The sequence below is a fragment of the Vibrio jasicida CAIM 1864 = LMG 25398 genome, assembly GCF_000400365.1.
Lineage (GTDB): Bacteria > Pseudomonadota > Gammaproteobacteria > Enterobacterales > Vibrionaceae > Vibrio > Vibrio jasicida.
Genome location: NZ_BAOG01000090.1, coordinates 1 through 14014 on the forward strand (window position 1 = coordinate 1; position 14014 = coordinate 14014).

At 47.2% G+C, this 14014-nt stretch carries 14 protein-coding genes; 3 read left to right on the forward strand and 11 right to left on the reverse strand.

Features of this window, described 5'->3' with window-relative positions; genetic code table 11:
* Window positions 1-195: 195 nt before the first annotated feature.
* Window positions 196-1116 carry a siderophore ABC transporter substrate-binding protein gene (locus VJL_RS21025; protein ID WP_038881232.1) on the reverse strand — a complete coding sequence of 307 codons (921 nt, stop codon included), beginning with the start codon at window positions 1114-1116 and terminating at the stop codon, window positions 196-198.
* A 202-nt stretch (window positions 1117-1318) separates the two neighbouring features.
* Between VJL_RS21025 and VJL_RS21030 the strand changes: the two genes are divergently transcribed.
* The 3 genes from VJL_RS21030 to VJL_RS21040 all read left to right on the forward strand — a co-directional run bounded on the left by VJL_RS21030 (window position 1319) and on the right by VJL_RS21040 (window position 4956).
* Window positions 1319-2260: a LysR family transcriptional regulator gene (locus VJL_RS21030; protein ID WP_038881235.1), complete on the forward strand. Its 942-nt coding sequence runs from the start codon at window positions 1319-1321 to the stop codon at window positions 2258-2260.
* A 135-nt stretch (window positions 2261-2395) separates the two neighbouring features.
* The gene (locus VJL_RS21035) at window positions 2396-4405 is read left to right on the forward strand and encodes a TonB-dependent receptor domain-containing protein (protein ID WP_038881236.1); all 2010 of its coding nucleotides are present in this window, start codon (window positions 2396-2398) and stop codon (window positions 4403-4405) included.
* 116 nt (window positions 4406-4521) lie between these two features.
* Window positions 4522-4956, forward strand: a complete 435-nt coding sequence (locus VJL_RS21040) for an EamA family transporter (RefSeq protein ID WP_038881239.1) — start codon at window positions 4522-4524, stop codon at window positions 4954-4956.
* A gap of 147 nt (window positions 4957-5103) precedes the next feature.
* On the opposite strand, the gene VJL_RS21045 is transcribed toward VJL_RS21040, so the two are convergent.
* The 10 genes from VJL_RS21045 to VJL_RS29700 form a co-directional block, all read right to left on the reverse strand.
* Entirely contained in the window at window positions 5104-6258 is a 1155-nt protein-coding gene (locus tag VJL_RS21045) for a winged helix-turn-helix domain-containing protein (protein ID WP_038881242.1), read from the reverse strand.
* Between the two features lie 41 nt (window positions 6259-6299).
* Entirely contained in the window at window positions 6300-7484 is a 1185-nt protein-coding gene (locus VJL_RS21050) for a multidrug effflux MFS transporter (protein ID WP_038881245.1), read from the reverse strand.
* On the reverse strand, window positions 7481-8110 hold the full coding sequence (locus VJL_RS21055) for a recombinase family protein (protein WP_038881247.1): 630 nt from the start codon (window positions 8108-8110) through the stop codon (window positions 7481-7483). The genes VJL_RS21050 and VJL_RS21055 overlap by 4 nt, the downstream gene beginning before the upstream one ends.
* Window positions 8111-8296: 186 nt before the next feature.
* Entirely contained in the window at window positions 8297-8533 is a 237-nt protein-coding gene (locus VJL_RS21060) for a hypothetical protein (protein WP_038868912.1), read from the reverse strand.
* Between the two features lie 315 nt (window positions 8534-8848).
* Window positions 8849-9994: a cyclopropane fatty acyl phospholipid synthase gene (gene cfa, locus VJL_RS21065; protein WP_038881249.1), complete on the reverse strand. Its 1146-nt coding sequence runs from the start codon at window positions 9992-9994 to the stop codon at window positions 8849-8851.
* Between the two features lie 7 nt (window positions 9995-10001).
* A complete protein-coding gene (asrC, locus tag VJL_RS29830; protein WP_005429205.1) occupies window positions 10002-11003 on the reverse strand; it encodes a sulfite reductase subunit C in 1002 nt (333 codons plus the stop codon).
* A gap of 12 nt (window positions 11004-11015) precedes the next feature.
* A complete protein-coding gene (gene asrB, locus VJL_RS29835; RefSeq protein WP_009706541.1) occupies window positions 11016-11816 on the reverse strand; it encodes an anaerobic sulfite reductase subunit AsrB in 801 nt (266 codons plus the stop codon).
* A complete protein-coding gene (gene asrA, locus VJL_RS21080; protein ID WP_038881251.1) occupies window positions 11816-12844 on the reverse strand; it encodes an anaerobic sulfite reductase subunit AsrA in 1029 nt (342 codons plus the stop codon). Before asrA ends, asrB begins: the two co-directional genes overlap by 1 nt.
* A gap of 25 nt (window positions 12845-12869) precedes the next feature.
* Window positions 12870-13661 (reverse strand): uroporphyrinogen-III C-methyltransferase, encoded by a 792-nt coding sequence (gene cobA / locus VJL_RS21085; RefSeq protein ID WP_038881253.1) that lies wholly within the window; start codon window positions 13659-13661, stop codon window positions 12870-12872.
* Entirely contained in the window at window positions 13658-13816 is a 159-nt protein-coding gene (locus tag VJL_RS29700; RefSeq protein ID WP_009706538.1) for a hypothetical protein, read from the reverse strand. The genes cobA and VJL_RS29700 overlap by 4 nt, the downstream gene beginning before the upstream one ends.
* Window positions 13817-14014 lie beyond the last annotated feature (198 nt).

Here is a 14014-nt window from a genome sequence, read left to right on the forward strand (position 1 = left end):
GATATGTAGCTATTCTACCTGATAAGCCGATAACGCAGTAGAAAGCACCTACAAACGCTGCCCAAAGGGTTCGGCTAAAAGCGTTTTACTCTTTGTTGAGTCAATTTTACTTAGAACCACTAGGTTTCAATCGACTCGCCGCGATTAAAACGCTTTTATCTCGAACAAAATTTAACCACGAAAGATAAACAGACCCTAGTTAGCAATGACTTGGTTCAGCTCTTTAATCATGGTTTGCGTCGATTGGTAGCCACCTGCGGTTAAGTACCAAGCCGCTGGGTCCATAAACAGCACGCGGTTGTTTTTCGCTGCTGGAGTGGACTTCACAAGATCGTTGTCGAACAGCTGTTTTGCTTTACCGCTGCTCTGACCGATCGCTTGTTCGCGGTCAAGGATAAGCAGTACCTCAGGTTGCGCATCAGCAATGTATTCGAATGAAATCAGGTTACCGTGGGTACGTGGTACAGATTTCACGTTCTCAGAAGTCGACGTTGCAAAACCTGCTTCTTCATACACAAATGAGAAACGGCTGTTGGTGCCAAACATCGCCAAGCTGTTACCGCTGTTTGAGACGGTCAGTGTGCGTGGTGGCTGAGTTTCTACTTTTGCGTGCAGGTGATTAATTTGTTCTTGAACGCATTCAATCAACTGCTCTGCTTGCTCTTCTTTGTCGAAGATGTCACCCAGCGTGCGCCAGTGTTCTTGGGTTGTTTTCCAGTAGTCGGTGGTGTCGATACGGAACATGTAAGTTGGCGCGATGTCGCTCAGATCTTTGTAAATATCTGCCATGCGACCTTCTGCGATGATTAAGTCTGGCTTAAGCATAAACAGTGTCTCGAAGTTCACTTCTTTCACGCTGCCCGTGTTTGCGAACGAGTCGATTTGGAATTTTTCTAGCGACTTTGGTAGCAGCGTCTTTGGCATGCCGACGGGTGTTACGCCCAAAGCATCAATGTAGTCTAAACTGCCGTAGCCCAATACAACGACGCGTTGTGGTACGCCATCAATGTCTACTGTGCCCAAGCTGTGTTGGTAGGTTTTAGCCATTGCCCCCATAGGAGCCAATGCAAGCAGCAAAGCTCCCGTTGCTACGCGAAGAGAAGTTTTACTAAACATAATGATTTCCAAAAGGTGCGATGCAATCTCGCAAGAGTGCCTTAAAAACAAATAATGCTTTAAAAAATAGAGCGCGAGATTAGTCGTAAAGCGGTATAACTTATTTGATTAAAATCAAATAAGAATGATTATTGATTGCAGACACATTAGCAGATAGTCTATATGCAGCAACAGAATTAGCGGAATAGTGAGTATTCAAAAAATGAATTTAGCTCAAGTCGACTTGAACTTATTGTTTATTCTCAAACACCTACTTGAAGAGAAGCATGTTTCCAACACCGCGGTATCGCTCAATATGAGCCAACCATCGGTGAGCCGCTCTTTACAGAAACTCAGAAACTTGTTCAACGATGAGCTGTTAGTACGTACTGCACACGGCTATGAATTGACCCCAAAAGCGGAAGTGATCAAGCAAGATTTGAACACGGTGTTAACTGGGCTAGAAAAGCTGATGTACGGTCAGTCATTTGTGCCAGAAAAGAGCAACGGTACGATCCGTTTTTACGGCTTGGTTCCGCAGGTGATTTTCTTACTGCCACCGATTGTTTCGCGCATCCGTGAAGAAGCGCCGAACATGATTGTCGATATCGATTCCATCCCGAAGCGCCATTTCGATTCGCTGATCGCAGGGGATGTGCATTTTGTGCTCTCAACCGCCGAGCCACCTAGCTCTGAGCAGAATTTGTACCGCATGAAAATTGCCAATCGCGACTACCGATTCTTGATGAGCGAAACCCATCCACTTGCCCATATTGAGGAACTGACGGTGGAGATGCTGCTCGATTGCAACTTCGGTCAGATCTCACTTCAAGGTGGCAAAACACTGTCGATTTATCACCGTTTTGTTGAGCTTGGCGTGGTGGATAAAAAACGCCAATTATCGATTCCTGTTCAGCTTTCAAACTTCAATGCTGCGCCCGCGATTGCTGAGCAAACGGATGTGATTTTTCACTTGCCAACGCCGTTTGCGGAAGACGCTTGTCAGGGAAGAAAGCTGATCACGAAAACCGTACCGAAAGCGATTCGAATGAGTGAAGAATCGGTCTATTTGTACTGGCATAAGCGCTATCATAACGACCCGATGTGTAATTGGGTTAAGTCATTATTTAAAGAAATATATGGCTCAACTGAGAGTGAATGGTAAAGAATATTATTATTCATAATTGACATAGTCGTAATAGCTTCGGTAAATGCTCGGTTGCTTGTCTTCGTCAAATAAAGGCTATTTAATGCGAACCATTATCATTATAAGTTCCATTAAAATTTATAGGTTTTTACCATGTCGAAGACGACTCCGTTTGCGCCAAAACCATTAGCAGTGGTGATTGGTGCGCTATGTACCTCTTTTTCCGTCTTTGCTGATACAACGCCAATCGAAACCGATGAGCAGCTTGTTGTAACAGCAACTCGTACCCAGATGGAGCTGAAAGACGCTCCAGCTTCTATGTCGGTGATCACTGCTGAAGACATCGAAAACGATCCAGGCATCACGTTGGCGGACATCGTGTCTAACGCAACCAGCGTGGAGTCAGACTTCGACAGCACACGTGCAGGTCGTCAGCAAATTTCGATTCGTGGTATGGATTCGAAATACACACTGATCATGGTAAATGGCCGTCGTATGAGTTCGGCAAGTGCGATCGTACGTGGTAACGACTTCGATCTTTCTGCGATCCCAATGGATTCAATTGAGCGAGTAGAGATCATCCGTGGTCCTATGTCGGCGCTTTACGGCTCTGACGGTATGGGCGGTACGATCAACATCATCACTAAGTCACCAAGTAACGATTGGAGCTCGCAACTTAGCTTAGACAACACCACGCCAAACGATGGCAATGGTGGTCAAGAGTACACTGTGGGTCTAACCACGTCTGGCGCTCTGATTGAAGACACGCTATTTGCTCGCTTCTCTGTTTCTCAAACGAGTCGTAATGCATGGCAGCCATACTCTGGCGAGAAAGGCGGCATCGATCGTGAAGAGGTTACTGCACTTGAAGATCGCGATAGTTTAGCGATGTTCGGTACACTTTCATGGCATTTGGCGGACAATCAATTTATCGATCTTGACCTTGGTTACAGTGACGACGAGCGTGATACCGCAGCGGAAAGTGGTACTACGATTTTGTTCTCGGAGTCTCGCGTTAAACGAAACAGCCAAGCGCTATCGCACACCGGTTTTTGGTCTTGGGGTGATACGCAAGTTCGTTACTCACGTGAAAACGTAGAGAACATTGAAGCGGCAAACGATGGTGCTGATTCAATTGAAGAACTAACACAAATTTTTGAAGCATCAGCTACGACTTACCTAGGTGAAAGCCACACCGTGACGTTTGGTGTGGACTACCAAACTAGTGAGCTGACCAACCCAGAGCACATCGTGGGTAACAAAGCAGAAGCTTACCAAGGTGCGGTATTTATCCAAGACCAATGGGAAATGACCGATACGTTGATGGCGACGATTGGTGGTCGTTTGGATAAGCACGAGCACTACGGTGAAGAGTTCAGCCCGCGTGTGTACCTAGTACACCAAACAACGGACGACTTGGTACTGAAAGGTGGTGTGGGTAAAGCGTTTAAAGCACCAACCATGACGCAAAACCACCCAGACTTCTCGATGAGCAGCTGTAAAGGTAACTGTAACATCGTAGGTAACGAAGATCTGGAAGCAGAAACCAGCGTGAACTACGAGTTCTCGGCGCTTTACAGCGGTCGTAACTGGAACCTAGAAGGCGCGGTATTCCGTAACGAAATCGAAAACCTAATCGAACAGACAAACATCTTCTGTGAAGTCGGTACGTGGTCGAGTGCAGTGATGAGTTGTATTGATGACAATGGCGACCCAATCGATCGTGAACTGTCTAACCCGTACAAGTCTTACCAAAACGTATCGAAAGCCGTTATCCAAGGTGTGGAGCTAACGGGTAGCATTCAGTTCAATGAGCAATGGGCGATGTCTGGTAACTACACTTACTTAGACACCGAAGATAAGTCGACAGGTGAAGAGCTGAACGAGCGTTACAAGCACTCAGCATTTGCACGCCTAAACTGGTACCCAACTCAAGATTTGAACCTGTTTGCGAGCGCACGCTACCGTAAGATTGATTCTCAGTTAACGCAAGACGCTTACACCACGATGGATTTAGGTACGGTTTACCATGTGAATGATGCACTACGTATTCGTGCGGGTATCACCAACCTAACCGATGAAAGTGTATCAAGAGAGCTAGAAAACATCGGTTATGTTGAAGCACCGCGTACTTACTATGTTGGTATGACAGCAGACTTTTAAGCTCTAGTTACAGATTGATTCGATTGGATTTAAGTCGAATTTAATCGAAGCAAGACATGGCGTTGCAGTACACTCTGTAACGCCTTTTTGCTTTTAGGGATGAATAGGAAAAGACAATGCTTCAAACTTCTTGGTTATTTTGGGCGCTCATGTCGGCGGTATTTGCGGCGATGACCGCAGTGTTGACCAAACTTGGTGTGGCGAACATCAACTCAGACTTGGCGACCTTTATTCGTACCTGCGTGATTCTTGTTTTGGTTGGTTTGATTGCTTACGCGACCAAGCAGTTCAGTGCCATTGGAGAGATCTCGACCAAAGGCATGGTGTTCTTGGTGCTATCGGGTTTAGCGACAGGTGCATCGTGGCTGTGTTACTTCCGCGCCATGTCATTGGGGCAAGCCTCTCAAGTTGCGCCGATCGACAAACTAAGCGTGGTGCTGGTGGCCATATTCAGTGTGGTTTTACTGGGAGAAAAGCTCAGCATGATCAACTGGATGGGGATTGGCTTGATCACCGTTGGCGTGATTTTGGTAAGCCTACAAAGTTCTTAAAGGTCACTATCACCTGAGTATCTCGTCTCTTGGAATAGCGAGAGACGGATGTAATTCAGAATCGATATGCAGAGTGCATGGGGTTCAAGAGAACAGTTTGGTTTCTCAGCACTTTGCTCTTTGACTCTTCGGGCACTGTTCTTTTCATTACGTCCTTTGCGCTACTTTCTGAATCACAAACGCTTGGCACTGGTTAAACTGCGCGAAAGCTTGTAGTTCCTCTTCTAAGGCGACGAAAAACGCTTCTCTGTCTTTGAGCAAAGGCTCGGTAACTAGGTTAAGAACGTTCAGCGTTGAACTGGTTTTATCCACTTTGCAGTCGGCGCGCGCGACCAGCTTTCCATCCCACAATATTGGCAAACAAAAATAACCGAACTGGCGTTTTGGCTCTGGAACATAACACTCAAGCAAGTAATCAAAGTTGAAAATTGCACTGGCGCGTTTTCGTTGGATAAGCAGGTTATCAAATGGGGAAAGGATTTTAGCGCGTTTGCGGTTGAGCCGTTTGTCGAGCAAGTTCAGCGCATCGCTACAGGCATAATAAGCTGAATTGTTGATGCTAATGGCTTCAATCTCACCCAAATCGACTAATTCGGACAGAGCTTGTTGTACCGGCTTCTTGACCCCTTTCAGTAGGTAAACCATTTCAGGCAAAGTACCGAACCCATGAGATTTAAGATAGTTGAGGACTAAGAATCGCGCGTGTTCTTGCTTGGTTGGCATCGATGTATCAATGTCTTGAGGCAGAACATGTGAGGTTAGGTCGTACACTTTCTGGAAACCACGACGTTCGCTTATCATCAAATCGCCCTGCATGTATAAGTTCTCTAGGGCGCGTTTGGTTGGCTTAGTATTCCAGCCATCGGTCTTATGGTTGGCAGATTCGAAATCCTTTGCCATCAATGGGCCTTCTTGCTCAATTCTGTTCAAGATAGACGCCATTAAGTCGTGGTCTTTTTTGTACCAATGCTTTTGCTGATCGGATTTGATCGCCGCTTTGCGAGGTAAGCTATGACGGTATTGCGACATAGGTAAATACGCCGCCGCGTGAGACCAATATTCGAAGACTCTCTTTTCTGCCACCAGTTGGTCTAGGTGCTCAAGTTGGTAGCTTGGGTTTCGACTCCATAAAGTATGATGGTGGGCGCGCTGAACGACAGAAATCGTATCAATCTGCACATAGCCCAGCAGCTCAAAGACGGCTAAGGTCTTCGCTTTGGCGCTGCCTTTGTTGCTTGTTAGTGGCAACCCTTGAGAGAGCAAAGCCAATTTTTGTGCTTGAGCAAGATTGAGTAATTTCATGTCGTTATTTGTCTTCCTTGTTACTTTCTATTGCCCGGACTCTATTGCTCGGAAGGTTGCTCAGTGGCAAAGCCTCGCAGAACGTTGGTTAGTGTGATGGTCGCAAAGACCACAATCACCAATGACAGATGCCACGCTTGGCTTAACCCGAGCTGCACCAATGCCATACTTACAATCGATGACACCACCATTTGGCCACCGCCCGACATCGCCGCAGCTGCTCCCGCTTGCTTCTTATAGGGTTGCATTACCATGGCTTGAGCACAAGGTAGAGCGATAGCATTGCCTAAAATCATCAGAAGTTGGCCTAGCATTAAGTACAGCGGCTCAACAGGGCAGAAGAACAGCCACGCTGCGGAACTGACGTGCAGGATTGGCGTGACCAATAGCATCTTCTTCGTGCCGATGATTGGGCGCACACGGTTACAGATACTGGTGCCGCAGATCATGCCGAACGCCGGAATCAGTGCCCACATCGCGTATTGATCGGATGTCATACCGATTTGGTTTTGCATGATAAAAGGCATCACCGAAACGGTTGTGATCATCAAGCTGAAGTTAAGCCAACCAATGCTGGCAAAGCTCATAAAGTAACGAGAAGTCAGTAGGTCACGATATTGCAGCAGCATCTTTTTCGGTGATGGCAACGCAGAGGTTTGTGTGATGGTTTCTTGGAAACGAAATACGATCACAGTCCAAGCCAACAATACGTAACCCAACAGTGAGATAAACACCATAGTCCAGCCGAAGTGGGCGTTAATGAAACCACCAATAACCGGAGCAACTAACGGTGTGATAGAGGCCGCCATCGCAATATAGGACAAAGCGACAGGGAGCTCAGGGCCACTAAAGCGGTCGCGAGTTGACGCTCGGGCTAACACCGCGCAACAGCCAGTGCCTAAACCTTGCAGAAAACGGCCTGCTACCATGCCAGTGAAAGTGTGGCTTAGGAAAATGATCATCAATAGACCGAGCATGGCAATCAACAAGCCAGCTAACAGCACCTTTTTACGGCCTAACGCATCAGATACCGGGCCATAGATAAACTGAGATGGACCGAAACCAAGTAAGTAAACACTGACTAGCAGCTGAGCTTGGTCGAGGGAAATATCGAAATCTTTCGCGATCCAAGGCAGGGATGGGAACACCAAGCCCATGCTGAGTTGACCAACACTGATGATAAGACACGCCAGCAAGATGGTTTTAAATTCAATCGGTCGACTCATGATTTTTCACCATCGCCACGGCGGCGCAGGCTTCCTTCCTCATCAAATTCATTCAATTTGGCTTTCACACGTTTGACCGTCGATAGGCTGACTTTGCATTGCTCTGCGACGCTTTGTAGCGTATTGCCTTCCAGAAGCAAAGTTGCAATGTGTTGATGTTTCGCTTTGTCTGCAGGGCGACCTCGGAATTTTTGCTTCCACATCTGTGGGTCGTCTTTTAGTGCTTTTCGGCCTTGTTCTGCGGCGAACAAGCGATGTTGAGTTTGCACTTGTCCGTAGCCAGCAAGCAGCGAAAGCAAGGTTTGCGTTTGTACGGAACCAGGTTCAAAGGTCAGTGGTTCACAAACGGTTTTTAGGATGACACCTTTGTTAAGCAGGGTTTGAATCGTGCTTAAGGCTTGGCTGAAGTCTCGGCCAAAGGCGGTTAGCCACCAAAGTACAACGGTGTCGCCGGTTTGCACCGTAGTTAAGAGCTGTTGAAAGGCTTGTCGCTCGGCTGGTGGCGTGCAGCCGCGTACCTTGTCTTCAAGGTGAATTGCTTCAGGAGCAAAGGCTTTCAAAGCGTTGAGCTGCTCAGGGTAAGCTCGGTTTTTTGGCGAATGCCGCGTATAGAGAAAGGTAGCCATGGGTACAATGCGTCTCTTGAAATTGGTTCATATACTGTAATGGTCCATAAATATACAGAGGTTCATTAATAACCACAACACCAAATGAGCCTACTTAAGGTGGTGATCTTTTATCTCTATGATACATAAATGAAAACTAGCCGAAGAAATGGGCTAGTTTTACAGGACTGAATGAGTTCGGTGGGTTTATCGCAATAGGAAGTAAGGCGTATTAACGTAAGCATGTCCCGCTGAAATCGCATAAGGCAGTACGACTTTACCAACAGAGACCGCCGTGTTTACCAGTGGTTGAACGTTGATATTGGCATTCATCAAAGTAGGGCGAACGTTGGGAGCCAAGCGATAGTGGCTTGGAGTGGAAACGCAGCCAGAAAGTGTAGACGTAAATAGCAGTGCAATGATGATTGATTTGATGGTTTTCATAATGGTGACTCTCAAAAATAGTATTTTGGCTCTGGTTTTGGTTATCGGGATGAGCCTTGGTTGAGAGGAAGATTGCCTGAGTCGAACGAACGTCACCATCAATGTAAAACAAGTCATAGCGTGCAAGACTAAAAGTAATACTGGGCGTTACTAAGTATTAGTTTTTACGAGTAAGGTCGTACTAAATGCCCCCTGGATGGGTTGTTTAGTGCTTTGGAAGGAAATAGAAAGCAGTAAAAAAAGCCAGAATGAAACCGCCCATTCTGGCTAGGAGCCAAACGAAGGTGCTCAAAACACAATCTGGAGGCAGATTGCTTACATGGAACGTACGGTCAGTGGTCGGCGGCGACCAATCTTAGTTAGAGCGAGCTGCCATAAGCTCAAGTCTCGTGAGCGGAAGGCGCCAGCACAGCTGAGTAAGTAGTATTTCCACATACGGTAGAAATCTTCACTGTAATCGCCTTTGATCTGATTCCATGAGTGTTGGAAGTTAGAGAACCAGCACATCAGGGTTTTGTCGTAGTCTTCACCGAAGTTGTGCACATCTTCGATATTGAATCGATCTTCCATCGCTTCTGCGAGGTTCTTCATTGATGGAATGACGCCATTTGGGAAGATGTATTTCGAGATCCACGGGTCCGATGCGGTAGTGCTGTGGTGTGAGCCAATGGTGTGTAACAAGAACACGCCATCGTCTTTCATGAAGCGTTCTGCGCACTCGAAGTATTCCGCGTAGTTCTTCGGTCCCACGTGTTCAATCATACCGATAGAAACGATGCGATCGTACTGTACGGTGGGTTTGAACTCGCGGTAGTCCTTCAAAATGAAGTTCGCGACTACGCCATTTTCTATCGCCAGTTTGCTGCCTAGCTTCTTCTGCTCTTTCGATAGAGTCAGGCCATCGCAAATCACACCATACTTCTTCGCAGCGTAAATCATAAAGCTGCCCCAACCACAGCCAATATCGAGAATACGCATCCCCGGTTGCAGATCGAGCTTACGACAAATCAAATCCATTTTATGTTCTTGCGCTTCGTCCAGCGTTGCTGCTCGATTCCAGTATCCACATGTATAGGTCATGTGCGAGTCGAGCATTTTTTGGTAAAGCTTATTGCCGATGTCGTAGTGGTGCGGTACATCGAATTTACAACGTTCAATGCTTTGTGGGTTAACCCAGCTTTTCAGTTTTAACTTCGCAGCGGAAGAGGCGAACTTGAGCTTTTCAGCCAGTCCTAATTTGCCTTCAATATCGTTTAAAAGTACGCGCTCAAAGAACTGATCCAAGTGGCTGCAATCCCACATCTTGGACATGTACGCTTCCCCTAAACCCAAGGAGCCTGACTGCATCACAAGCTCATACACTTTTGGGTTAAACACTTGGATATCCCACGGTTTAGAACCATTGATGGTGATACCTGCTGGGGCTAACGCCTCTTTAAACATTTCTTCTAGTTTGTTCATACTATGCCTATTTCACGTGCATGTTCGCTACGTATTCATCTTCTGCCCAATACATACGTTCGGCGACTTTGGCTTCCGGATTTAGGCTAACGCCATCTAAGACGCGCTCTCTAAAACGCAAGTAGCCGCCTTTATCAATCAGATGTCCCATGTGGAGGTAAATCGGCTTACCGCCCAACATCTCTTTTTCAAATTCGAACAGATTGTCGATGACAGGGTGTAGGACGTCTTCCGTTACCCAATTGAGGAACATCTTGCCAACGCGAGGGGTCTTCTTCGAAGTTCGACCGCCCAGTTTGACCATATAGAATTGTTTTGGATCTCGACGCCAAGCCAGCGTCGGACAAGCGAGCACACATTCGCCGCAGCCAATGCATTTGCTTTCTTCTTTCACCGCTTTACCGTCTTTGAGTGACAAGCAATCTACTGCGTGGTGCGCACAAGCTTTGACGCAGGCGCCGCAACCAATACAGCGATGACTTTCGAAATTAATCTTGGCGATACCTAAGATGCCAAAATCCGCCATATTGGCTTTGGCACAGTCGTTCGGACAGCCTGCCATGACCATTTTTAAATGGTATTTGCTAGGGTAAACGTGACGCTCCATTCGCTGCGCCAAGCCAGTGGTATCGGTATTAGCTTTCTGGCAGATTCGACTGCCCTGACACGCGACGATATTACGCCCACCAATCGACTGATAACCTGCTTGCGTGTCTTCGACATCAATGCCACATGTATCAACGGTGATGTCTTTGATGAAGGGCTCCAGTGCTTTGTTGACCTCTGGAATGTCTTCATAACGAATGCCGGGCATCGCCAGCTTTTGTCGTGTGGTGAGGTGAATAACACCATTGCCCCACTTTTCGGCGATCTCTTGCGCAGCACCGAGTAAGTATGCGGGCATAATGCCCCCCGGAATGCGCACGCTGATCATGCACTCGCCACGCACTTTTGATAGGCGGTAATCGCCATTGGCGCGCATTTTGATGATATCTACGTCCATCGTCATTGTGATTCCCTCCTAATCGATCATGGTTCTAGCATGGTCATAACGGAAAACCGGACCATCCAAGCACACGTATTTGTCGCCAATTCGACAGTGACCGCACTTACCTACTGAGCAAGCCATTCTGCGTTCGTAGTCGACCCAAATCTGATCTTCTTGAATGCCTCTGGATAAGAAGTCCTGCACGACGAACTTAATCATGATCGGTGGACCCACTACGATGACGCGGATGTTCTCTTTGTCAGAGAGGTCGAGCTTGCTGATGTGCTCGGTGACTAGGCCGCTCTCATAGAAATGCTCATCGCCGCCGTCATCCAAGGTGGTGATGACGTGATTGGAGTAAGACCAATTCAGCAAATCGTTTTTGTACAACACGGCATCTTGGTTTTTGAATCCGAGGATCAAAGACATCTTCTTCACATCACTTGGGTTGTTGTGAAAGTAGTTAATCAGCCCTTTAACCGGAGCAACGCCAGTGCCGCCCGCGACCACAATGAGGTGTTTATCTTGGTATGCTTCCATCGGGTAGCCGTTGCCCATTGCGCCGCGCATCATCACGCGGTCACTGGCGTTTAATTGGAACAGCTCGCTGGTTACCTTGCCGACATTACGTATCAGCAAGTCGACGTAACCTAAGCCGTAATCGGAGACGGAGATAGGTGCTTCGCCCACAAGGGATAAACCCACTTCGACAAATTGTCCGTAGTGCACCGGAAAGTCGCACGCAACGCGAAAATTCCATTCCAGTTCGGTGTGCTTTTCGATATGAATAATCGGGTAGCTTTGCGGCAACATTTTGTTTTCACAATCGCACATTAGAGCGCCTCCTCTACAATCGATGTCATCTTGTTGATGATGTTGCTAAATGAGATGTAGTGAGGGCATCGGTCGTCGCAGCGTCCGCATCCAACACACATATGGTGTTCGCCTTGGCGAGACTTAAAGTCGTTGACCTTGTGTAAGGCGCGATAACATAAGCGCTCTCCGGTTTTATGACGGAAGCTGTGACCGCCTGCCATATCCGAGAAGCCATCAATCATGCAACTGGCGTGTTGGCGGCGACGTTCACCCACTTTGGCTTCTTGGTTGTAAACCACATCAAACACGTTGAAGCAGGCACAAGTCGGGCATGAAGAAGTGCAGCGACCGCAACCAATGCAGCGTGAGTCGTATTCTGACCACACCGGATGGCTGAGTAACACTTCACGTATTTTCGTTGGGTCATCGCAAACCGAATCTGGCGTACGGACTTTGACCGGATTGGACTTGACGAAGCTGACACTGTGCTCAACGTCTTTGCCTTGTGAAAAGTAGGGCGTCAGCTCTGGATCTTTAATAGTGACAATGGCGCCGTGATCACTAAATTGCACTGAAGCGGCGAAATTATCGGTTTTGTTGGTGCCCATAGAGACACAAAAGCAGTTTTCGAAACTTTCGCTGCACTCAATCAGTACAAGTTTGAGTTTTTGACGTAGACGTTTGTAATAGAAGTCTTCGTGGCCGCCGTTTTCTAAAAACATGTAATCAAGACTTTTGAGCGCATTGATGTCACAAGCTCTGAGAAACAGAAACACAGGGCGCGCATCAACACTGGATTCTCGCAACTCGTCGGCGTTAAACCAAAATAGGGTTTCGGTGATCGGAAAGACGATCTCTTTGGGTGAAAAATGGCTTTTCTCTTTCCACTCCAGTTGGTCGTAACGTTCCAATTCTTGGTAATCCAAATTTGGGGTATGGGCAAAACGCCCCGCGTATTCTTCATAGACGGGCGCCATCACCTTATAGTTCTGACGTAACGCCTCGATCGCCGAACCCATTTGCTGAGTAGTTAAAAACTTAGGCATTGTTCTATCTCGTTATTTTCAAAAACTAATGAATCGTGCGTTCTAAACAGGGCTCGGCGGTGGACTCAAACCATTCCAGTGACTGGGAAAGGGAAACCACGTTTCCAACCACTATGATTGCTGGCAGTGGTGGTTTTTGCGTTTTGCAGGTTTCATACAGTCCGGCTAAGGTAGTGACGATCTTGCTTTGATTTTCTCGTGTCCCATTGCTGACGATGGCGCAAGGTGTATCTGGCGCGAGACCGTGAGCAATGAGGTTGTCTGCGATCGCTTCTGCTTTGTGTAGCCCCATGTAGAAAATTAGGGTGTGGTCGATGGCGGCAAGTGCGCTCCAATTCGGTTCGCTAGCATCATTACAGTTTCGTCCCGTTACCAAGGTGACACCCCTCGAAACTTGTCTATGAGTGACCGGTATCCCCGCGTAAGCGCAGCATCCAAGTGCCGCAGTTACACCCGGTACAGCCTCATAGTTGATGCCTTGCTGTGTTAAATAGGTCGCTTCCTCACCGCCTCGACCAAATACAAACGGGTCGCCCGCTTTTAGGCGACATACCGTAAGGCCTGTGATTGCGTAGCCCTTCATCATTTCGTTGATTTCTGCCTGAGTTTGCGAACATTTACCGTAGTGTTTACCCACGCAGATTTTTAGGGTTTTTCGTGGGATGACGTCCAAGACTTCTTCCGAAACCAGGTGGTCATAAAGCACGACATCAACGCGATTAAGCAGACGAAATGCCTTAATGGTAAGCAGTGACGCATCGCCTGTGCCTGCTCCAACCAAATAAACCTGACCATAAGATGGATTGGATGCCTTCATGAGAAAATACCCCAAATCAATACAACGAATAGGATGGCGGCAATAACCCAATAAAGAACCTGATGGACGTTATCGCTGACCCAACCTAGTTCTTCTAACATCTCGCTAGTCAGGTCTAAATTTATCTGCTCTACGTAATCGTCCAGTTCTTTCATTTTCAATTGGCTTCGTGCAATCCCCTGATGTATTTAAGGTTATTGATGAGAGCCGTTAAGTTAAATCAAAGAAAAATAAACACCTGTTCAGAACTGATTAACGATAGGGTGTTTGGGGGCAGAATTTGAATCGGTCAAAAGACGGCGGAAAGAGAGAAGTGTCGTGTCAGATCTTGTGACTTAACTGACTGTAATAGA

What these genes read in the sequence shown, in the direction of transcription:
- cfa (WP_038881249.1), bottom strand. Translation starts at nt 9,994, where the DNA reads ATGAACAAACTAGAAGAAATGTTTAAAGAGGCGTTAGCCCCAGCAGGT.
- VJL_RS29700 (WP_009706538.1), bottom strand. Translation starts at nt 13,816, where the DNA reads ATGAAAGAACTGGACGATTACGTAGAGCAGATAAATTTAGACCTGACT.
- asrC (WP_005429205.1), bottom strand. Translation starts at nt 11,003, where the DNA reads ATGACGATGGACGTAGATATCATCAAAATGCGCGCCAATGGCGATTAC.
- cobA (WP_038881253.1), bottom strand. Translation starts at nt 13,661, where the DNA reads ATGAAGGCATCCAATCCATCTTATGGTCAGGTTTATTTGGTTGGAGCA.
- asrA (WP_038881251.1), bottom strand. Translation starts at nt 12,844, where the DNA reads ATGCCTAAGTTTTTAACTACTCAGCAAATGGGTTCGGCGATCGAGGCG.
- VJL_RS21030 (WP_038881235.1), top strand. Translation starts at nt 1,319, where the DNA reads ATGAATTTAGCTCAAGTCGACTTGAACTTATTGTTTATTCTCAAACAC.
- VJL_RS21050 (WP_038881245.1), bottom strand. Translation starts at nt 7,484, where the DNA reads ATGAGTCGACCGATTGAATTTAAAACCATCTTGCTGGCGTGTCTTATC.
- VJL_RS21040 (WP_038881239.1), top strand. Translation starts at nt 4,522, where the DNA reads ATGCTTCAAACTTCTTGGTTATTTTGGGCGCTCATGTCGGCGGTATTT.
- asrB (WP_009706541.1), bottom strand. Translation starts at nt 11,816, where the DNA reads ATGTGCGATTGTGAAAACAAAATGTTGCCGCAAAGCTACCCGATTATT.
- VJL_RS21045 (WP_038881242.1), bottom strand. Translation starts at nt 6,258, where the DNA reads ATGAAATTACTCAATCTTGCTCAAGCACAAAAATTGGCTTTGCTCTCT.
- VJL_RS21055 (WP_038881247.1), bottom strand. Translation starts at nt 8,110, where the DNA reads ATGGCTACCTTTCTCTATACGCGGCATTCGCCAAAAAACCGAGCTTAC.
- VJL_RS21035 (WP_038881236.1), top strand. Translation starts at nt 2,396, where the DNA reads ATGTCGAAGACGACTCCGTTTGCGCCAAAACCATTAGCAGTGGTGATT.
- VJL_RS21060 (WP_038868912.1), bottom strand. Translation starts at nt 8,533, where the DNA reads ATGAAAACCATCAAATCAATCATCATTGCACTGCTATTTACGTCTACA.
- VJL_RS21025 (WP_038881232.1), bottom strand. Translation starts at nt 1,116, where the DNA reads ATGTTTAGTAAAACTTCTCTTCGCGTAGCAACGGGAGCTTTGCTGCTT.